Consider the following 20,171-nt stretch of genomic DNA (forward strand, 5'->3'; position numbering starts at 1 on the left):
TTAACGCAACATGAAAGACGGGCCTGGCCTCGCGCCGGGCCCGTTCGCCGAGGTACCCATGCAATTCGACTGGTCCTACTTCTTCTCGCTCTTCTCCCTGCCGGATTTCTGGAAGGCCTGCGTCACGGTGATCGAACTGAGCGCCCTGACCTGGCTGATCGGCATGGTCCTGGGCTTCCTACTCGCCTGTGCCAAGCTTTCCGGCTCGCGTTGGCTGCGCGTGCCGACCGCGCTGTACATCTGGTTCTTCCGCAGCGTGCCGCTGCTGGTGCTGGTGGTCTTCGTCTACAACCTGCCGCAACTCTTCCCGGCCAGCGGCGCGCTGCTGTCCAATCCTTTCATCGCCGGCCTGCTGGCCCTGGTGCTGACCGAAGCTGCGTACATGGCCGAGATCCATCGCGGCGGCCTGATCTCCGTGGCCAAGGGCCAGAAGGAAGCCGGTCGCGCCCTGGCCATGGGCGGCATCGGCATCCAGCGCCTGATCGTCATCCCGCAGGCGTTCCGCATCTCGCTGCCGACGCTGATCAACGAATACGTCACCGTGGTCAAGCTGACCTCGCTGGTCTCGGTGATCTCCCTCACCGAACTGCTGCAAGTCGGTGAGCGCCTCTACGCGCAGAACTTCCTGGTGATGGAAACCCTGTCCGCGGTGGCCATCTACTACGTGCTGATCGTCACCCTGTTCGGCTGGGGCCTGCAGTACCTGGAGCACCGCCTGGACCTCAACGCCCGCAAGCCGGAAACCCTGACCGACGAGCGCGTGGCAAGCCTGCGCAAGAACCTCCCGGCCACCCCGGTGGCCGGCCGCGATGCCGCTCCGGTCGGCGCGCCGCCGGCGCTGCAGCTCAAGGGCATCCGCAAGAGCTACGGCAAGCACGAAGTGCTCAAGGGCGTGGACCTGCGCGTGGGCAACGGCGAGGTGGTGTCGATCATCGGCCCGTCCGGCTCCGGCAAGACCTCGCTGATCCGTACCGTCAACGGCCTGGAAGGCATCGACGGCGGCGCCACCGAGCTGTTCGGCAAGGCCTACATCGAGGCCGGCAAGCCGAACCCCGCGCGCCTGCGCGAAGGCGTGCAGCACATCGGCATGGTGTTCCAGAACTTCAACCTGTTCCCGCACCGCACCATCCTCGACAACGTCACCCTGGCGCCGCGCTTCCACGGCCAGGCCGGGCGCGAGGTCTGCGAGCAGAAGGCCCTGGCGCTGCTGGACAAGGTCGGCCTGCTGGCCCATGCGTACAAGTACCCGCACCAGCTCTCCGGCGGCCAGCAGCAACGCGTGGCCATTGCCCGTGCGCTGGCGATGGCGCCGGCGATCATGCTGTTCGACGAGCCGACCTCGGCGCTGGACCCGGAACTGGTGGGCGACGTGCTCAACGTGATCCGCGACCTGGCGAAGGAAGGCATGACTATGGTGATCGTCACCCACGAGATGGACTTCGCCATGTCGATCTCGGACCGGGTGATCTTCATGGAGCACGGCCAGGTACAGGTCGACGCCGCCCCGGCAAGCATCCGCAACGGCGAATGCGGCGAGCGGGTGATGCGCTTCATCGGCCTGGAGCGCCAGGCCGAGCAGGACGAGGCACAACGCCGGGCGTTCATCGCCGGCTGAGAGCGTTCATGGCAAGGGCAAGCCTTGCTTGAGAGCGGTGTACACCGCCCCTCTCCCGCAAGCGGGAGAGGGGGCGGTTTGGCGTAAGCGACGAAGATCGGCTTCATCCAGTAGGAGCGGATCTCATCCGCGAAAAACCCCGCACCGAAGCCACCGTGTAGGAGCGCGCCATGCGCGCGATTCGCGGCCATGGGCCGCTCCTACAGGTTCAGGTTCTCGCCGGTTGCACCGCCACATGCATTACGGCCGCGCCTCCCACAGCTTCACGGCGTCCGCTACGCGCATCCACAGCGCGCCTTGCCAGTCCAGCAGGCCGACTTGCTTGCCCAGCGCCGGGCCGAAATAGCGGCGGGGCTGGTGCGGGTTGTGTTGCTGGGCGTTGTGCAGTACCGGCAGCACTTCGTTGCTCAGCCACTGGCGCAGGCTGCGGTTTTCCGGGTGGTAGAAGTTGACCATCAGCAGCGCGTAGACGCCGCTTTCGCTGACCAGCATTTCTTCCGCGACCTCGCCGCGCAGCCCGGCCAACAACGCCCTGCGGTGCTGGTCGGAGTCCAGCCGCTGGATGACTCGCTCGGTGATATGGCTGTTGGTGAGGCGCGCCAGGTCGCGGGCGACGAACCAGGCCTGGCTGTCGATCAGCACACCGCGAAGCTGGCGGTGGTGACGCAGGAAGAAGGAAGGGGTAAGGACGGATTCGGAAGGGCTCATGCTGTCGCTCCTTGCTCGTTCAAGAAGCCGCCACCGGGAATACCGGGAGTAGGGAGGCGGACCGTGCAAGGGTAGAAAACCGGGTAGAAAGACCGGCCGGACCGAAGTCCGCCTTGCACGGTCCGCCATAGACAGCCAAAGAGGGGCCGGTCTTCACGACCGGACCCTCTTTGCTACAGCGCTTTTTCTACACAGGTTTCTACGCCTGGCCGCGACAAAATCGCGGCGGGCGAAAACTACGCAGGAAGCCTGTAGGACCGCAATGCAGTCGCAGCGTAGGACATTTCCCTAATTGGAAATGGAGAGAGTTTCTCCAGCGGGCGTCCAGCGCTCCTACGGGCTCGAAAATCCCTCGTACCGATCCCTCCGTAGGGCGCATAACCGCGTTCGCGGTTATGCGCCGCCGCTCGGCACGAAAACGGCGGATAACCCCTTCGGGGTTATTCGTATATGGACTCCTCCCGGTTTGCCAGTGTTTGGCGGGGATTTCGAACCTAGGTACGACTGCGTCCGTATATCCGGCTTCATGGAGCGGTGTGGCAGCTCCCGAGCCCTGATGAAATGCGCGCCTGTATGTCTGATCGCCCTAACGGCTTTGCTTCACGGCAGCAGGGAGCCCGCGGATAACCCAGGTTTCATACAGGCCGGTTCGACCGGTTCGTCATCAATGCCATTCACTGTGCAATCGTGGTGGAGCGTTTCTACAGCGGTGTTGCCGGTAACGCTCAGGCGGGTTGGTAGGTGGTTTCCCGACTGAGCAGGGCCCAGACGATCCGGGCATTCTTGTTGGCCAGGGCAACGGCGACGGCGTTGGCATTGCATCGTTGCAACAGGCCTTGCAGCCAGCGACTGCGAGCATCGGTCTTGTTGGCGCAACAGCGTACGACCGAGCGGGAGCCATGGGTGAACAGGGTGCGCAGGTAGGTATCGCCACGCTTGGTGATCCCGCCCAGGCGCTGCTGCCCGCCCGTGGAGTGTTGCCGTGGCACCAGGCCCAGCCAGGCCGCGAACTGACGCGCCGTGCGGAATTGCCGGGCATCGCCGACCGCTGCCACCACCGCGCTGGCGGTGAGCGGGCCGATGCCTTCCACGGCCAGCAGGCGCTGGATGCGCGCATCCTCGCGCGCACTGCGCTTGATCACTCGCTCCAGTCGCTCGATGCGGGCATCCAGCGCCTGCAACTCCTCTTTCAAGCCGCTCAACAACTCGCCCATCGGCGCCGGCAAGGGCACCGGCTCGGCAGCGGTGACCGTCTCGAGCAGTTCGACCGTCGCCGCGCGCCCGCGTCGGCTGGCGACCAGGCCGAATTCGCCGAGCAAGCCGCGAATTTCGTTGCACAGTGCCGTACGGGCCCGGACCAGACGGCTGCGAATGCGATGCACGGACTGCCCGGCCTGCTGCTGCGCACTCTTCACCGGCACAAAGCGCATGCTCGGACGGCTGGCCGCCTCGCAGATCGCTTCGGCATCGTGGGCATCGTGTTTGTCACCCTTGACGTAAGGTTTGACGAACTGCGGTGCAATCAAGCGGACCTCGTGCCCCAGCCCCTGCAGCTCTCGCGCCCAATAGTGCGCACTGCCGCAGGCCTCCATCGCCACCAGGCAGGGTGCCAGCTGGCGAAAGAAATCCAGCATCTGCGCCCGCTTGAGCTGCCGCCGGCACACCACGCGCTCGTGGCTATCGACGCCGTGCACCTGAAATACCTGCTTTGCCAGATCCAGACCAACGCGACTAATGTTCATGCTGACTCCCCCTCCGGGACTTGTGGCTACACCATCAGTCTGGCGCTTGACGCCGTAGGAGGGAGGAGTCCATTTCATTGCCCTACGGGGTCGGCATTCGTGCCGTGCGGTTCGCGAGCAAGAACTAGGCGTCCCCCTCGCTCCTACGGGAGTCGGGATTTCAGGCGCGCTTGAACAGCACCGCCAGCAGCGCATTGGCTGCTTCGCGCAGGCGTTGCGGGTCCTGATACACGCGCTCGATGACGACGATGCCGCGGGTCAGGGTGACCACCAGGCGCGCGGCCAGGTCGGGCTCCAGGTTCAGCAGCGCGCGGGCGTCGTCCTGGTCAAAGCGTTCGTGGAGCAACGCTTCCAGCCCGTCGAGGAAGGCGCGCAGGGCTTCGCGGATCGGCTCGGCCATGGCGGTTTCGTCGGTCGCCGTCTTGGTCGTCAGGCAGCCGCGCGAGGGGTCGCCGCTGGTCATCGATTCGATGATGAAGTCGAAGAAGGCCGCCAATGCCGCATCCGCGGGCTGGCTCGCGAGCAACTCGCGCACGGCCACGAAGAAGCGTTCCTGGTAGCGGCGGAAGACCTCCAGGAACATCGCCTGCTTGTCGCCATAGGCGTTGTACAGCGAACCGCGCAGCACGCCGGTGGCCTGCGCCAGGTCCTGCATGGAGGTGGCGGCGAACCCCTGCTGCCAGAACACCTCGAGGGCGCGTTCCAGCGCCTGGTCTTCGTCGAATTGCTTCACGCCTGCCATGGGCGACTCCGGGAGTGGTGAACGGACGAATGTTGACATGCCTGTTAAACATGTCAACACTGTCAATCATGACATGCATGTCAAAGATTGCTTCGAGGGCCACAGGAGAGCGCCCGGCGAAGCCTCCCGGCCGGCGCATGGCGCCGTTCCCACTTGCCAGCGGACATTCCGACATGAACCCAGCAAACCCCGCGGCGGCGCAGCGCCAGCCGCATCCCTTGCACGCAATCCTCGCCGGCTTGTGCGCCAGCCTGGTCGGTATCGGCCTTGCGCGCTTTGCCTACACGCCCCTGATTCCTTCGCTGATCGAAGCCCATTGGTTCGCCGCCAATGACGTGGTCTACCTCGGCGCCGCCAACCTGGTCGGCTACCTGGCCGGCGCGTTGGTCGGCCGCCCGCTGGCGCGCAGGTTGGCGCCGCGCGTGGCGCTGCAGCTGATGATGCTGCTTGCCTCGCTGGCGTTCGTCGCCTGTGCCTTCCCGCTGTCGGTGGCCTGGTTCTTCCTCTGGCGTTTCCTCTCCGGCCTGGCCGGCGGCGCCATCATGGTCCTGGCGGCGGGCACCGTGCTGCCGTTCATTCCCGGCGAACGCAAGGGCCTGGCCAGCGGCGCGGTGTTCCTCGGCCTGGGCCTGGGCATCGCCGGCTCCGGCACCCTGGTGCCGTTGCTGCTGGAGATGGGCCTGCGGCAGACCTGGATCGGCCTGGGCGCGCTCTCGCTGCTGTTGACCGTCATCGCCTGGGCCGGCTGGCCGCATGCGCCGCGTCTGCCGGCAGCCAGCCGCGCGCAGGCGAAAGTTGCGGTGCCACCGGTGCTGCGCCTGATCTACGCGCAGTACGCGCTGATGGCCGTCACGCTGGTGCCGATGATGGTGTTCCTGGTCGATTACGTGGCGCGAGGGCTGCAGTGGGGCACGCATTCCGCCGCACTGTTCTGGGTGGTCTACGGACTCGGCGCCATTGCCGGGCCGATGAGCTACGGCGTGCTGGCCGATCGCATCGGCGTCGCTGCGAGCACTCGCATCGCGCTGCTGGCTCAGGTGATTGCGGTAGCTGCGCTGGTGCTCTCGCAACAGCCAGCGGTGCTGGTCGCGGCTGTGCTGGTAATCGGCAGCTTCCCGCCGGGCATAGTGCCGCTCACCCTCGGCCGCGTGCAGCAGGCGCTTCCGACCGACGCCGTTGCCCAGGGCGCCGCCTGGAGCCGTGCCACGGTGATCTTTGCGCTGTTCCAGGCACTGGCCGGCTATGCCTACTCGTACCTGTTCGCCAGCAGCGGCGGCAATCACCGCGAGCTGTTCGCGCTGGCTGGGTGTGCAGTGGTGCTGACGTTGCTCGCCGAAGTCCCTCTGCTGCTCGGGCAGCGCCGCGAAAGCGTGGAACTGGCCGACTGATCAGCAGCAGCGCTCGGCCGTTCCGCCGAGCGCCACCAGCTCGCGATAGGAGATGCGCCGATAGCCGGCCAGCGCCTTGTCGAGCAGTGTGCGGAGGGACTCGCCATCCGGGAGGTAGGCGTCGCCGAAATCGCCATCGGCGAGTTGGGTAGGGTGGGCGACTATCTCCAGCGGCCCGCCGAGCCGCACGCCGTCGCGCAGGTCGCGCGGGGTGCAAACCCAGTTCGCCGTGCAGCCGGCAATACCCGCCAGGCGGCGATTGAGCAGCAGCTTGAAGGCACGTTTCACCGGTCCGATGTTGCGCCCCAGGTTGCGCGCCAGTCGCACCGGCACGCCCTGTTCGGCAGCGAAACCCGCAACTAGCGGGGCGATGGGCCAGAGGTTGTGCACGTGCTGGTGCGAGTCGATATGGCTGGGGCCATGCCCTGGGCCAGGCAGGCCTGCCACTGCGCCTGCAGCTCGCCGCGCACCGCTTCGGCGGCGTCGGCGGGAAGGCGCAGGGCGTGGCGGGGCAGGCTCAGGTCGAACTGTCCGGCGCTGTCGCAGACCAGCCGCTGGCTGCGGATCGCCGCGCTCAATGGCAGGCCGTAGGTCAGGTTGAAATGCAGGCCGACGCTGTCGGCGAAGCCGCGCTCGTGCGCCAGTGCGCAGGCGGCGGTGAAGGCCGGCATGTTCGCCATGGCGGTCGCCGAACTGATCAGCCCGTCGGCGAAGGCCGCGACTATCACGCGGTTCTCGTCGTCGTTCAGGCCGAAGTCGTCGGCGTTGACGATGGCCAGGTGGCTCTGGGTCATGGGCTCGGCTCCGCGCTGGGCGCCGCCTGGCGCCAGCGTTGCAGGTGCGGCTTGAGCTGGCGCCAGGCGCCATAGGCCAGGCCCAGGGCGAGGCCGCTGGGGCGCCGCGAATAGAAGCTCCAGCGCAGGTGCTCGACCTCGCCGGTCTGGCGCTCGTGCAGCTGGTGGTTGGAGCCGCGCAGGCGCACCCGCGAGGCGTCGAGCCATTGCCAGCCTTCTTCCAGGCCCCAGCGCAGCCACTCGTCCAGCAGCATGCGCCCGGCGCCGAGGGCGGCGTATTCGGGCAGGAAGGCCAGGTTGTAGTCATAGAGACGGCCCTGGTCGAACAGGCCGAGGCGGTAGCTGATCACCCGGCCCTCGTGCTCCAGCAGCACCACGCGCAGGCAGTTCTCGGCGGCCAGCCCGCGCAATGCCTGGTCCATCCAATGACGACGCTGGGCGCCGGAAAAGATGCCGACGCCTTCGTCACCTTTCCAGCTGCGTTGCTCCACCTCGGCGATGGCCTCGATCAGCGCTGGCGCACTGCTCGCATCGGGGCATACGCGAACCACCCGCGCGCCTATTTCCTCGCAGCGCCGGCGCGCCTTGCGCAGCTTGTAGCGCAGGTCGCCGCTGGGTTCGCGGCGGTCGTCCTCGCCAATCTGGTGGACCGGCGCGCGGCAGCTGGGGCGCCGCTCGGCGAACCAGCTGGCCTGCGCCCAGGCTTCGTAAGGCGCGCGCTGGGTGGGCTCAGCGGGGAGTTCGCTGAGTTGCAGCAGGGCGTGCGGCAGGTCGCGGCGGATGCACTGCAGCACTTCGTCCAGTGCCGCTTGCTGACCGGCATCGATGAGCAGGGCGATGCGGTCGGCCAGCGGATAACCGAGGTGGCGCACCACGCGGAACGGCAGGCCGGCGCGGCGTTCACGGCAATCCAGCAGCGGCAGGCAGAGCACCAGCCGCGGGCCGTCCCAGCCGAGCAGCACGTGCAGGTCCTGGCCGGGCGACAGCGCTCCCTCGGCCCCTTGCAGCCAGCCCAGGCGGTTGAACGGGGTGGCTTGCTCGACGCGCTGGCGCAGCGCTTCGTAGTCGTCGCGGGGGAAGTCGGCGGCGGCCAGGCTGCGGCACCACTGCAGGCGCATGTTCAGATTCCTTTCTGGCCGGCCATGCTCGGCCCGGTATGGTTGGCGGCGGCGCACAGGGCCGCCAGGCGCGGTTCGCGGCTGCGGCTGCGGCGGTTGAAGTACAGGCAGTTGAACAGGCGGTAGACGTGCAGGCTCTCGCCGGTCTCGCGGAAACCCAGGCGCTGGTGCAGGCAGAGCGCCGGCAGGTTGCGCACGTCCACGTGCGCGCGGGTGCTGTGGAAGCCCTGGGCGTGGTAATGCTCCCAGACCCGTTGCATGCCCAGCAGCGCCAGACCGTTGCCGCGATAGCTCTCGGCAACCGCGCCGGCGAACTGGTAGATGCAACCGGGCGGTACGCGCATCCAGCAGCGGTAGTGCCCGGCGTCGAAGTAGTCCTGTTCGCTGATCCAGACCATGGCGAAGGCGTCGCCGCGCGAGTCGAGGTGAGCGAGGCCAAGCAGGTTCTGGCCGAGCATGGCGCGGATCGCCGGCAGGTAGCTGGCGAAACGGCGCTCGAAGGCCGGCAGCAGCTCGGCAGTGATCTGCCGCGCCGGCGGCGACTGCAGGTCCGACGGCAACGCCAGCGGCTTGTCCAGGCGCCGTTCGACGCCCAGCAGTTCCCAGTGCTTGAACAGCACCCGCTCCAGCAGCAGCTGCAGGGTGCCCAGCAGGCCGCGACGCTGCAGGGTGGCGGCAAGGTGGCGCAAGCGGATCATGTGGCCTCCCAGCGCAGGGCGAAGAGGCTTTCGCCCGGCAGATCGAAGCGCGCCCGGTCGTTCTCGCAGGTCAACGGCCAGTCGCGCTCCAATCCCTGGCTGTCGAACAGGCGCAGGCTCGGCCGGGCGGCGCACAGCGCGCCTCCGGCGACTTCCACGGCCTGCTGCCGCACACCCTTGTTCACCCCCAGCAGGCTGTGGCGCTTGCCGTCGCGCAGTGCCAGGGCGTCTACCTCGAAGGCGGAGTTGTCCAGTGCCTGCACGTGGCCCAGCCAGTGCTGCAGGAGGAAATGCTGGGCCAGGGCCACCGGCTTGGGCGAGGCCGCGGCGTCTTCGCGCAGCATGCCCTTGGTGTAGGCGTCCTCGTCCTGCGCCTGGAACCACAGGAGCATGTCGAGCAGGCCGTCCTGGGACGCGTTGAACACCACCGAGGCCCACCACAGCGCGGCGTACTGGCTGTTCTGCTGGTAGGGGCTCAGCGAGTCGCCGCTGGAGATGTTGGTCTGGTCGAGCAGCAGTGCCTTGCGCGGCCGGCCGTCGAGGTTCAGGCCGACCAGGTCGGCGGCCTGGCGCACGCTGTCGCGGTAGCGGCGGGTGGCGAGCAGGTCGCGCTGCATCCATTCGTGCCAGGCCAGTGCGTCGATCTCGTCGCCATGCGCGGCCAGCAACTGGCGTGCCCAGTCCAGCCCGCGGCGCTGCTCGGCGCCGGGGCGGAAGGGCCCGTCGAGCAGGCGCGAACTGGCCGGCATGGCGATGCGCACGCCGGCGGCGCGGGCGCCGGGGTTGGCGCGCACGCGCTGGAGCATGGCGTCGAAGTAGCGGGCGAAGCTTTCGTAGTCGGGGTAGTTGAGGTTCGGCTCGTCGGCGAAGGCCAGGTAGTGCAGGCCCTTGCCCGGCAGGCGCGCGCTGTCGGCCAGCCAGGCGTCGAGACCGGCGAAGGTCTGCGGGTCGGCGTCGAGCACGGCGCGGCGGCCGGTGCCGGCCAGCAGGGTGATGTCCTGGTCGATGCCCAGCTGCTGCTGGAACGCCTGGCGGAAGGCGATCTCCCGCTGCGGTTGGCGCGGCAGCACGTCGACAAAGCTGTAGTAGCCGCCCGCCTTGCCATTGATGGTTGCCAGCTGCTGCATGCCGGTGGCGTCCGGCACGCCATAGGGCAGGGCGGTGCCCAGGCGCGGCGCCGGGCCGAGATCCTTGTCGCCGAGGGTCAGGACGACCTGGCCAGGCTGCCATTGCGGGCGGAACAGCGCCTTGGCCGACAGCGCGAAGAGGTTGGCGGTGCCGTCCAGCCAGAAGGCCGCCTTGCCGCTGCCTTGCAGCTCCAGGCGCCAGGTTTCCTCGCGCGCCGACAGCGGCAGACTGGCCTTGTCGTACTCGGCGTAAGCGTCGTGGCGCTTCAACGCGAGCTCGACCTGCATGCCATCGCTCAGGCGTGTGGCGCGCAGGCCATGGACCCCGCCGTAGTGCTTGCCGGCGAGCTGCACGTTTTCGTCGGGGCCGACGCGGAAGTACAGCTGGGTGCCGTCGCCGACCTCGGCGCAGAAGTGCAGTTTCGCCGGCTCGAACTGCGAGGCGCTGGCCTCGCCGTGGCTGACGTCGTAGCTGCGGAAGCTGTAGCCGGGCACGTGGAGGGCGTAGTCACCGGCGCCGGTGGGCAGGTCCAGGCGCTGTTCGCCGCGCTCGCCGCCGGGCGGGATGTCGAGCTGGCGGACCAGGCGCCCGCTGCCATCGAGCAGGTACAGCTGCTCGTGGTTGGCCTCGGCCTGCCAGGCCGGGCGCCAGCGGATGTCGAGCTGTTCCCAGGCGCTCGGTCGCAGGTACAGCACGCCGTCGCGCAGGCCGCTCCAGGTCGGGCTGTCCGCCAGGGCGAGGGAGGCGAGCAGGGCTGCACCAAGGCCGAGCAGCGCTCTCAGCATGCCGCCTCCCGGGCTTGCAGCATGGCGCGCAGCTGGCGCACGTCTTCGGGCAGCAGGATCAGCGTGCGCTGCCAGGGCACGCCGCTGATCCGGCAGTACAGCGCCAGCATCGCCACGGCCACGGCCAGGTAGGCGATCGAGGAGGCGATGCCCGAGCCGACGATGCCCAGCGGCGGGATGAGCACGACGTTGAGCACCAGGTTCAGCAGCACGGCCAGGCCCATCATGATCGACAGCGCGCCGGGTCGCTGCTTGCCCAGCAGGTCCAGGCGCAGGATGCTCGCGTAGCAGAGGCCGAACAGCCCCGGCAGCAGCGCCAGCAGGGCCGGGTAGGCGGGCGCGTAGGGCGCGCCGAACATCAGCACTATCAACCATTCGCCAATGATCGCCATGCCGATGCAGGCGACGAGCATCACGGTGGCGGTCAGGCGCAGGGCAAAGGGGGTGAGTTCGTCGATGCCTTCGCCCTGTTGCAGCAGGCGCTTCATCAGCGGCGTGGTCACCGCCTCGGGAACGATCAGCAGCAACTCGGCCGCCGCGCTGGCGAGGGCGTATTCGCCCAGCGCCGAGGGCGGCAGCATGGAGCCGATCAGCAGGTAGTCGGCGCGCAGCAGCATCTCCTGGAAGATCACATTCGGGTGGCTGCGCCCGCTGTAGCGCAGCAGCTCGCCCTGTTCGGAGCGTTCCCAGCGCAGGCGGATGCTGTGCAGCCGCGCCATCCAGATCACCCCGACCACTATCACCAGCGCCAGCCCGGCCAGCCAGCTCGCCACCGCCGCGCGTAGGGGCGCATCGCGCCAGAGCAGCCAGAGGCCGACGAACAGCACCAGCGGCAGGAAGGATTCGAGCAGGCGCATCACGTTATAGGCATTCACCTGGCCATCGGCGTTGTGCAGGGTCAGCAGGCCGCTCTTGAGCACCGCCAGCGGCACCGCGAGCAACAGCAGCCAGGCCAGCAGGCCGAGGTCCTGGGACAGCGCGAGGTCGACGCCGACCGTGCGCATCACCACCACGAAGAGCAGGGTGAACAGGGTCGACACCAGGCAGCCGTAGACGAGCACCTGGGTCAGCAGCACACCGAGCGGCTTGTGCCGCGCCGCCTGGTAGCCGACGGCGGTATTGAGCCCGCCGCTGGTGAGGGCGCCGATCAGGTCGGGCAGGGTGCTGAAGAGCGCGAACAGGCCGCGATCGGCCGGCCCGAGCAGGCGCGCCAGGAGAATGTTGCGCAGCAGCCGCAGGGCGATCATCGCCACCCGTGTCGCGGTGCTGTAGAGCATGCTGCGGACGAAGCCTCCCTCCTTCATGCCTGGGCTCCGCGGAAGATGCGCCAGGCCAGCAGCGATGGATCACGCGCTGCCTGCTGGCCAACATCGATGCGCGGCAGGCCGAGGGCCTCGCTGCGGCCGTCGACCAGGCCGGGGCGGGTGGCCAGGGCGTGGCGGTAGCCGAGTGCGGCGACGGCCTCGCGCACTTGCGGACTGTGGTCGCCGTTGGGGTAGCAGTACACCGCCAGCGGTTGCGCGCAGTGTTCGGCGAGGGTTCGCCGAGAGCGCTCCAGGTCTTCGGCCAGGGCGGCGCCGTCGAGCTGGGTGAGGATCGAATGGCTGGCGCCGTGGGGGCCGAAACGCACAAGGCCCGAGGCTTCCAGGTCGCGTACCTGGCTCCAGTCGAGGGTTTCCGCGTGCGGCGCCGGCGGGCAGCTGTCGGCAAGCTGCTGCAGGGTGGTCGGGGCCAGTGCCTTGAGCTGTTGCAGGTAGGCAGCGAGGGCGGCACTGCGTTCCGCGCTGTGGCCGGGTTCGCGCAACAGTGCCGGCAACGGATGGCCGAGTTCGGCGAGGCTGGCGATCAACGCGGGAACCGCCGCGGGGTCGCGCCACAGGCCCTCGCCGATGGCCTCCCACCAGAAGCGCTGGTGGCTGCCGATGAAGTCAGTGGAGAGGAAGATGCTCGCCGGCATGCCGTAGCGTTGCAGCAGCGGGAAGGCCTGTTCCGCGTTGTCGCGCCAACCGTCGTCGAAGCTCAGCGCCACGCGCGGCCGAGCGCCGTGCGGGCGCTCCAGCAGCTCGGCCAGCGGCACGCAGTCGAAGTGGCGGCCGAGCCATTGCAGCAGGTGCTCGAAGCTCTGCCGGCCGATGCACAGCGCGCGGCGGTGCGGCAGCGCGGCTTCGCTGTCGTCGGCCAGGACGCGGTGCAGCATCAGCACCACCCCGGCGCCGCGCAGGCGCCGGCGGCCCATGGGGGAGTGCAGGTAGGCCGTGCCGGCGAGGCGCTTGATCTGTTGGCGCATGTTTACCTCAGCGATTCTGCTGCGGGTTCCACAGCGCGTAGCGTTCGCCGCGCAGGAACTGCCAGAGTCCGGCGGCCATGCCGGCCAGGGTCACCAGGAGGAAGCCGGCCAGGTGGAACGGTTTCGGCAGGCGCCCGTCGCGGTCGAGCAAACCGGCCAGGCCCACGGCATAGCCGAGCAACTGCGCGAGCAGGCTCAGGCGGTAGAAGGTACCGGCGTCCCACAACAGCAGGTTGCTGGCCAGCAGCGGCAGCAGCAGGACCGGCGCCAGGCGGCGAACCAGCTTGTGACTGATCAGGGCGATAGCGTAGCGGCCGTGGCGCAGCGGGTTCATCAGTTCGGCGCGCACGGCCAGGCTCTGCAGGCCGCCGACGGTGACCCGCAGGCGGCGGCGGAACTGCTTGCCAGCCTCGTCGACCCCCTGGTCGAGCACGCGCGCCCGCTCGGCGTAGGCGATGCGCTTGCCGGCCACGCTGGCGCAGGTGCTGAGGAAGAAGTCGTCGTTGACCTGCGGCGGGATCGCCTCGAACAGCTCGCGGCGCAGGGCCAGCAGCGCGCCGTCGGCGGAGACCATGCAGCCGGTGCGGCTCTCGGCGCGGCGCAGCCAGAGTTCGTAGTGGCGATACAGCTGGTCGCCCAGGCTCAGCGCATGGCCGCGCGTGGGGATGAGCATGTGCCCGCCGCATGCGCCGACCTGGGGATCAGCCAGCGGTGCGAGCAGCTCGCGCAGGGTGTCGGCGGACCATTGGTTATCGGCGTCGGTGAATACCAGGACTTCGTGTCGTGCCAGCTCCACGGCCTGGTTCAGCGCCTCCACCTTGCCGACCCGCGGCAGGTCGAGCACGCGCACGCGCGGATCGCCGAGGGCCCGCGCGATGCGCACGGTGTCGTCGTCGGAGCCGTCGCTGGCGAGGATGATTTCCAGGGCCGTAGCCGGGTAATCCTGGTGCAGCAGGACATCGAGCTTCTGCGCGATGTGCTGGGCCTCGTTGTGCGCAGCGATGACCAGGCTCACCGACAGCGCCGGGGCTTGCGCCGGGATCTCTGCGCGCGGGGTGCGCCAGGCGAGCAGTGCCAGGCCAAGGGGATAGCCGAGGTAGGCGTAGATGGGCAGCAGCAGGCAGAGCCAGAACAGGGTTTCAGCCACGGGCGGGCCTCCGTGCGTCGCGCTTGAACAGGCTGAGGAGCAGGGCCGCTCCGCCGAGGTGCAGGCGAATCCAGTGTAGCGGCCAGAGCTGAAGCATCAGTCCCGCGTCCAGGTGTCGCCAGGCCTGGCGGAAGGCGAGCAGCAGCGCGGCGAGCAGGCCCGGCAGTAGCAACAGCAGGGCCAGCGAACCCTGAATCGCGACCAGCTCGATCAGCGTGCCCAGGCTGAGCAGCAGCACGCCCAGGCACAGCAGCGGGAAGCGCAGCAGGCGCGCGCTCGCACCCTGGCTGCGCAGCAGTTGCAGGTGGCTGCCCTGTCGCCACAGCTCCTTGCCCAGCCATTCGCGCCAGCTGGCCTCATAGCCCCAGTGCAGCGCGCGTGGCTGTGACAGGCACATCTGCCGGGCGCCGGCGCGGTTCAGGCGCAGGCCGAAGTCCTTGTCTTCGCCGCTACGCAGGTGCTCGTCGAAGCCGCCCACGGCCTCGAACCAGCGTCGCTCCAGGCACAGATTGGGCGTCGGCAGCCACTCGCGCAGGCTGCCGTGGCGGGCGGCGGCGGCGCTGCCAGGCGCGGGCGAACCAGGGGGCTTGGGCGGGGGTGTCGCAGTCCAGTGCGAGCACGTCGGCGCGACGATCCTCGTGGACCTGCCGCCACCGTTTCAGCCAGTCGCCGGGCACTTCGATGTCGGCATCGATGAAGGCCAGGCAGTCGCCGCTGGCGGCTTGCGCCCCGCGATTGCGCAGGGCGCCGATGGCCAGCCCGGGATGGCGCAGCACCTGCGCACCATGCTCGCTGGCAATGCGTGGGCCGTCGTCGTCGGAACCGTTGTCGACCACCAGCAGTTCGCACTCCAGGCCGGCGCGTTCCGCCGCACGGCGCGCGCAATCGAGGGTGTGGCCGATGTGCCGCGCCTCGTTGTACATCGGGATGACGATGCTGATGCGTTTCATGATGCCTTCCAGGGCAGTTCACGGCCCTCGGCCTGCAGGCGCAGGACACTCGACAGGGCGAGGAACATCCAGAGGTACTTGTGGTTGGGGATGCTGAGGAACAGCAGGAACAACGCGATGCTCAGCAGGCACAGGCCCAGGTGCGTGGCGAGATCGGCGCGCGACTGGTCGCCGGCGGCAAGCCAGGCGCGACGGGCGCACTGGAAGTTGCGCAGGCCCATCAGGATCAGGGCGACGAACGCCAGCCCGCCGGGGATGCCGACCTCGGCGAACAGTTCGAGGTAGGTGTTGTGCGCCCGGCGGTAAAGGTCGGGCACGCTGAAGCCCTCGTTGAAAGCCTTGGCGTAGCCGGTCTTGGCATAGTGCAGCGGGAAGGTGCCGGGGCCTGCGCCGAGCAGCGGCGCGTCGCCGATCATGCGCGTGCCGACCACCACGTAACTGGCGCGGCGGCCGAGGGAGGCGTCCTGGTGGGCGTTCACCCCGGAGCTGAGCGCGCCGAGCAGCTTGATGCGTTCGATATAGGCATCGGGCAGGGTGGCCACGGTCAGCGGCACCACGATGGCCGCGCCGAGCATGACGAAGCCCAGATGCCGCGGCCGGATCAGGCGAAGCCGCGAGCGGTGGTGCCAGGCGCAGATCGCGCAGGTCAACAGCACCACGAGCAGGCCGGAGCGCGAATCGGTCTTGGTCATGCCGGCGAACAGCACGACCAGCACCGCGAGCCACAGCAGGCGCTCGGCCAGACCCTTGGCGCGCAGAAGCAGGAGCAGGGCCGGCGGCACGGCCACGGCGATCAGCAGGGCGAAGTAGTTGGCGTCCTGCAGCAGGCCGATGGCGCGGCCGCCGACCTGGTATTTCACCGAATAGAGGGCGATGGCGCTGGTGGCTGCCACGCTCAGCGCGAGCAGGCGGCAGAGCAGCAACAGGTTCAGCTCGCGGCCGATCAGCAGGGTGATGCCGAACAGCGTCATGCCGATCGCCAGCTCGCGCAGGTTGTCCAGCGACACCTCGAGGTTTTCGCTGAACGCCAGGCTCAGCAGCACGCAGAGCAGGAAAGGCAGCAGGGCGCGCCAGAGGTTGCTGCCCAGGCGGGTCTCGGGCAGGCGCCTTTGCAGCAGCTGCAGGACCAGCACCAGGATCAGCCCGGCGCCGACCAGCTTGGCGCCGGACAACTCATAGTCGCGGAACAGGCCCTCGAAGGGCACCAGCACCACCAGGCCGAGCAGGCCCCAGACCGGGCGCCGGTAGAGCACAGCCATGCCGACCAGGCCGGCGAGCACGAAGGGCGCGAGGTAGGGCCACGGGCTGGCCAGCAGGAGCAGGCAGGCCAGGCCCAGCAAGAGGCCAAAGGACACTGGCAGCAGGGTCATGACGGCTGGCCTCCGGCGGCGGCAAGGTAAAGCTGGTCCCAGCGCTGGGCCAGGGTGGGGAGGTGGTACTGGTCGAGCTGACGGCGCCGCGCTTCGGCGGTCAGGCGCAGGGCCAAGTGGCGGTCGTCCAGCAGCCGCGCGACCTGGGCGCCGAGGGCTGCGACGTCGCCGGGTCTGGCGAGCAAGGCAGAACGCTCGTGTTCGAGCATGTCGGGCACGCCACCGACGCCGAAGGCTGCCACCGGCACGCCGGCGCGCATGGCTTCGAGGAGGATCATCGGCGTGCCTTCGGTGCGCGAGCTGAGCACCAGCACGCTCAGCCGCGCGAGCCAGGCCGGCATGTCCTGCTGGTAGCCGGCCAGGTGGATGCGCTCCTGCAGGCCGGCGGCGGCGATGCGGGCGGCCAGGGCGTCGCGTTCGGGGCCGTCGCCCAGCAGCACCGCGTGCAGCTGCGGGCGCTCCTGGCACAGCGGGATGACCGCGTCGAGGAAGAGGTCGGGGCCCTTTTCCGCGCTGAGCCGGCCGACGAAGCCGAGCAGTGGCTCGCTGACGCTGCCGGCCGGCAGTGCCGGTTCGTCCGGCAAGCCGTTGGGGATCACCAGCACCTTGCGCGCGCGGACCCCGGCACTTTCATGCAGACGGGCGATGCTCTGCGCCACGCAGACAACCCGGCGCACCCGTGGACTGCGGCACAGCAGCAGGCTGACACGGGTATAGATGCGCTGCTTGAGGCTGCGCGGAGTGAAGCCGTGCTGGGTCAGCACCAGCGGCAGGTCCAGGCGCGAGGCGCACAGCCAGGCGAAAACCTGCGCGCGGAAGTTGTGGGCGTTGAGCAGCCCGGGCCGCGCACGCAGATCGTCGAGCAGCTCGCCCAGGCCGGCGCAGCTGCGGCAATCCACCCCCGCGGCGCGAAAGCGCGCGAGCAGCTCGGCCGGGGCGTCGAGGAACACCACCCGATGCCTGCCAGGGGTGACCCGGCAGTGGTCGAGCAGCATCCGCTCGGCGCCATAGAAGCCGCCGCTGTGGATCAGGTGGACGATGTCGTTCACGGCATCGGCCTCACTCGCGGACCCAGCGCAACATCCACGGCCAACTCCAGCGCTTGTACGGGTTGACCTCCTTCTCTTCCACCGCGTTGATGATCATCAGCACCGGGATGCCCAGGTGTTGCGGGATCTGCGCCGGGGTCTTGAAGCGATGGTCGAAGAACTCGCGCACGTAGCCCAGGGCGATGGCCAGCAGCAGGCCGGTCAGCAGGCCGAGGGGGATGACCACGCCGGGCCGGGGGAAGGCCGCCTCGGTGGGTTCGACCGGCTCGCTGAGAATGCGCGCGTTGGACAGCGCACCATCGATCAGGCGTTCGCCACGGCTTTCCTCGAAACGCTGGGTGTAGGTGAAGAAGGCCTTGTGCAGGGCGTCGACCTCGGTGTCGACCTGGCTCAGCTTGCTGTCGGTTTCCTGCAGCTGGCGCACACGGGCCTTGTATTCGTCGATGCGCGCGGTCTTCTGCGCGATCACCGAGTTGAGCACGGCGAGGTCGTTGCTGCGCTCGCGGATGCGGTTGGACACCACGCGCAGGAACTGCGCGCGTGTGCGGGCAATCGCTTCGCGTTGCTGCTGCATCGGCTGGCTGCCGGACTGGAAGGCCTGGGCGGTGTCGCCGTAGCGGCTCACCTGGTCGCTCAGGCGTTCACCCAGTTGCTTGATCTCGCGGTCCTCGTAGGCAACGTTGTCGACCGTGTTGGCGAAGCTGAAGGGGAAGGTGTAGTCGGTCAGCCCGGCCTTCTTCGCCAGTTCCAAGCTGGCGTTCAGGTAGGTCAGCCAGTTCTGAGCTTCGAGGGCGCGGTCGCGGTACTGGTTGAGCGCCTGTTCCTCGGTGTTGATGGCGTTCAGGCGGAAGGTGATCTCTTCCTTGGGCGCCGCCGCGCCGGCCACGTCGAGCAGTTTCTGGCGCTGCCCCTCGAGGTCGTCGAGACGGGTCTGGTACTGCAGCTTCTTCTGCTCGTAGAAGGATTGCGGCAGGTCGGTGGACTGCAGCTCCTGGCGACTCTTCAGGTAGTTGTTCAGCAGGTGCTGGACGAAGCGCGTGCCCTGCGCCGGGTCGCTGCTGCGGTAGACCACCGAGATGACGTTGGAGCCGGGCAGGGTGTCGACCTTGAGGTCCTTGGCGGCGCGCGCGGTCCAGGCGTCCAGGGTGGTGTCGCGCGGCGGGTCGACTTCCAGGCCGACGGCGCGACGCAGCGGGTTGATCACGTGCTCGTGCAGGGGCCCGAACAGGTAGCGCTGCAGCGGCTCGAACAGCAGGGTGTCGAGCAGCCCGGAGGCGTAGCTGAACTGGCCGGCCTGGCGCAGCTCGTCGATGGTCCCGCGGATCAGCGTCGGCGAGCGCAGGATGTTGCTTTCGGTCTCCATGTCGGCCAGGGACGGCGGCACGAACTTGTCGCTGTCGGTGGTCAGCGCGGTGTTGGCGTCGCTTTGCGAGAGCTTCTTGGACTGCACGATGACTTCGGCATTGATGTCGAAGTTCTGCTTGAACACCACCGGCACCAGCAAGGTGAGCACGGCGAAGATCAGGAAGACGCGCTTGATCAGCCGCCCGTTGGCGAAGAACACCCGGAGGAATTCATGCAGATAGTTTTCCATTCTGATCATCCCGGCATCCTCCTCAGTTGTTGTTGTTCTTGTTGTCGACGCGATAGTTGAAGCCGAAGCTGATGCCCTGGAAGAGGATCACGTCGGCGATCTGCTTGCTCAGCTGGCCCGCCTCGACCAGTCGCGACTTGGGCACGTAGAGCAAGTCGTCCGGCTGCAGGTAGGCGAACTGCATGGCGTCGCCGTCGGCGGCCTTGCTGGCGTCGTAGACGCGGGCCTCGACGTTGCTGCCGCGGCGGTGCATGACCACCACCTGGTCCAGGCGTGCGCCGACGTTGCTGCCGCGCGCCAGGGCCAGCGCCTCGAGGACCGAGACCGGGCGACGGATCGGGTAGGCGCCGGGTTGGGCAACTTCGCCGAGCACGTACACCTCGTTGGCCGCGGTGCTCTTGAGCAGCACGTCCACATGCACGACCGCGCCGACCTTCGATGCCTCTCGGGCGTAACCGTCTTCCAGGGTCTTCTGCACCTCGTCCACCGACATGCCCTGCAGCGGCAGGGTGCCGAGCAGCGGGAAGCTGGCGCGGCCGTCGGAGTTCACGGTGATCTCGCGGCTCAGGCCCGTTACCGGGTGCAGCAGGGTGTTACGCAGGTTGTCGGTCTGCGCCAGGGGCTTGGAGACCGAGAGGAACACGTCCTTCTCGCTGTCCTTGAGGACCTTGGCGTAGTGCCGCGCGACCACTTGCTGGGCTTGCGCGACCGTCATCCCGGCGACCTTCAACGGCGGCACGTAGGGCAGGTCGACGGTGCCGTCGGGCATCACCAGGCGGCTGCCGCTGAGCTGGGTGGCGTTGTAGAAGGTCAGCTCCAGCTGGTCGCCCGGCTGCAGGGTGTAGGCCTGCTGGCGGGTGGTGTCGAGGCGGAAGATGACATCGAGCACGTCCTGCGGGCGCAGCACCTGCTTGACCGGCACGACTTCGCTGAGCGGAGCCTTGCCTTGTTCGGCGCTGAGAATGCTCACCGGGGTGGTCTTGTCATGCGGATTGCTGCCGCATCCGCTCAGGGCGAGCACCAGGCAGGCAAGAACAATGGATGGATTACGCATGG

15 protein-coding genes and 2 pseudogenes are annotated in these 20,171 nt (G+C 68.5%); 2 read left to right on the forward strand and 15 right to left on the reverse strand.

Features of this window, described 5'->3' with window-relative positions:
- The first annotated feature begins 58 nt into the window (after positions 1-58).
- Positions 59-1,615, forward strand: coding sequence for an amino acid ABC transporter permease/ATP-binding protein (locus tag PKB_RS13455; RefSeq protein ID WP_052355441.1), 1,557 nt, complete (start codon positions 59-61; stop codon positions 1,613-1,615).
- A 240-nt stretch (positions 1,616-1,855) separates the two neighbouring features.
- Here the strand turns inward: PKB_RS13455 and PKB_RS13460 are convergent, their stop codons facing one another.
- From PKB_RS13460 to PKB_RS13470, 3 genes are all read right to left on the reverse strand, one after another.
- Positions 1,856-2,323, reverse strand: a complete 468-nt coding sequence (locus tag PKB_RS13460; protein ID WP_043252460.1) for a BRO-N domain-containing protein — start codon at positions 2,321-2,323, stop codon at positions 1,856-1,858.
- A gap of 725 nt (positions 2,324-3,048) precedes the next feature.
- A complete protein-coding gene (locus PKB_RS13465; RefSeq protein WP_043249792.1) occupies positions 3,049-4,065 on the reverse strand; it encodes an IS110 family RNA-guided transposase in 1,017 nt (338 codons plus the stop codon).
- Positions 4,066-4,225: 160 nt separating this feature from the next.
- Positions 4,226-4,807 carry a TetR/AcrR family transcriptional regulator gene (locus PKB_RS13470; RefSeq protein WP_043252462.1) on the reverse strand — a complete coding sequence of 194 codons (582 nt, stop codon included), beginning with the start codon at positions 4,805-4,807 and terminating at the stop codon, positions 4,226-4,228.
- Positions 4,808-4,980: 173 nt separating this feature from the next.
- On the opposite strand from PKB_RS13470, the gene PKB_RS13475 reads away from it, so the two are divergent.
- Positions 4,981-6,195, forward strand: coding sequence for a YbfB/YjiJ family MFS transporter (locus PKB_RS13475; RefSeq protein ID WP_043257293.1), 1,215 nt, complete (start codon positions 4,981-4,983; stop codon positions 6,193-6,195).
- On the opposite strand, the pseudogene PKB_RS13480 reads toward PKB_RS13475, so the two are convergent.
- From PKB_RS13480 to PKB_RS13535, 12 genes and pseudogenes are all read right to left on the reverse strand, one after another.
- A pseudogene (locus PKB_RS13480) lies at positions 6,196-6,989 on the reverse strand (carbohydrate deacetylase).
- Positions 6,986-8,107, reverse strand: a complete 1,122-nt coding sequence (locus tag PKB_RS13485) for a GNAT family N-acetyltransferase (RefSeq protein WP_242411229.1) — start codon at positions 8,105-8,107, stop codon at positions 6,986-6,988. Before PKB_RS13485 ends, PKB_RS13480 begins: the two are co-directional and overlap by 4 nt.
- Positions 8,108-8,109: 2 nt before the next feature.
- Positions 8,110-8,805, reverse strand: a complete 696-nt coding sequence (locus tag PKB_RS13490; RefSeq protein WP_052355277.1) for a GNAT family N-acetyltransferase — start codon at positions 8,803-8,805, stop codon at positions 8,110-8,112.
- Entirely contained in the window at positions 8,802-10,718 is a 1,917-nt protein-coding gene (locus PKB_RS13495; RefSeq protein ID WP_043252463.1) for a hypothetical protein, read from the reverse strand. The genes PKB_RS13490 and PKB_RS13495 overlap by 4 nt, the downstream gene beginning before the upstream one ends.
- A complete protein-coding gene (locus PKB_RS13500) occupies positions 10,712-12,022 on the reverse strand; it encodes a lipopolysaccharide biosynthesis protein (protein ID WP_043252465.1) in 1,311 nt (436 codons plus the stop codon). The genes PKB_RS13495 and PKB_RS13500 overlap by 7 nt, the downstream gene beginning before the upstream one ends.
- Positions 12,019-13,005 carry a polysaccharide deacetylase family protein gene (locus tag PKB_RS13505; protein WP_043252466.1) on the reverse strand — a complete coding sequence of 329 codons (987 nt, stop codon included), beginning with the start codon at positions 13,003-13,005 and terminating at the stop codon, positions 12,019-12,021. The genes PKB_RS13500 and PKB_RS13505 overlap by 4 nt, the downstream gene beginning before the upstream one ends.
- 7 nt (positions 13,006-13,012) lie before the next feature.
- Positions 13,013-14,152, reverse strand: a complete 1,140-nt coding sequence (locus tag PKB_RS13510; protein WP_043252467.1) for a glycosyltransferase — start codon at positions 14,150-14,152, stop codon at positions 13,013-13,015.
- Positions 14,145-15,102: pseudogene (locus tag PKB_RS13515) on the reverse strand (glycosyltransferase). The gene PKB_RS13510 and the pseudogene PKB_RS13515 overlap by 8 nt, the downstream one beginning before the upstream one ends.
- Positions 15,099-16,472, reverse strand: a complete 1,374-nt coding sequence (locus PKB_RS13520; protein WP_043252469.1) for an O-antigen ligase family protein — start codon at positions 16,470-16,472, stop codon at positions 15,099-15,101. Before PKB_RS13520 ends, PKB_RS13515 begins: the two are co-directional and overlap by 4 nt.
- Positions 16,469-17,467: a glycosyltransferase family 4 protein gene (locus PKB_RS13525; protein WP_084166798.1), complete on the reverse strand. Its 999-nt coding sequence runs from the start codon at positions 17,465-17,467 to the stop codon at positions 16,469-16,471. The genes PKB_RS13520 and PKB_RS13525 overlap by 4 nt, the downstream gene beginning before the upstream one ends.
- A gap of 64 nt (positions 17,468-17,531) precedes the next feature.
- Positions 17,532-19,124, reverse strand: a complete 1,593-nt coding sequence (locus tag PKB_RS13530; protein ID WP_043252472.1) for a GumC family protein — start codon at positions 19,122-19,124, stop codon at positions 17,532-17,534.
- Between the two features lie 13 nt (positions 19,125-19,137).
- A complete protein-coding gene (locus PKB_RS13535; RefSeq protein WP_043252474.1) occupies positions 19,138-20,169 on the reverse strand; it encodes a polysaccharide biosynthesis/export family protein in 1,032 nt (343 codons plus the stop codon).
- Positions 20,170-20,171: the final 2 nt, after the last annotated feature.

Origin of the sequence: Pseudomonas knackmussii B13 (assembly GCF_000689415.1) — a bacterium.
Taxonomy (GTDB): Bacteria; Pseudomonadota; Gammaproteobacteria; order Pseudomonadales; family Pseudomonadaceae; genus Pseudomonas; species Pseudomonas knackmussii.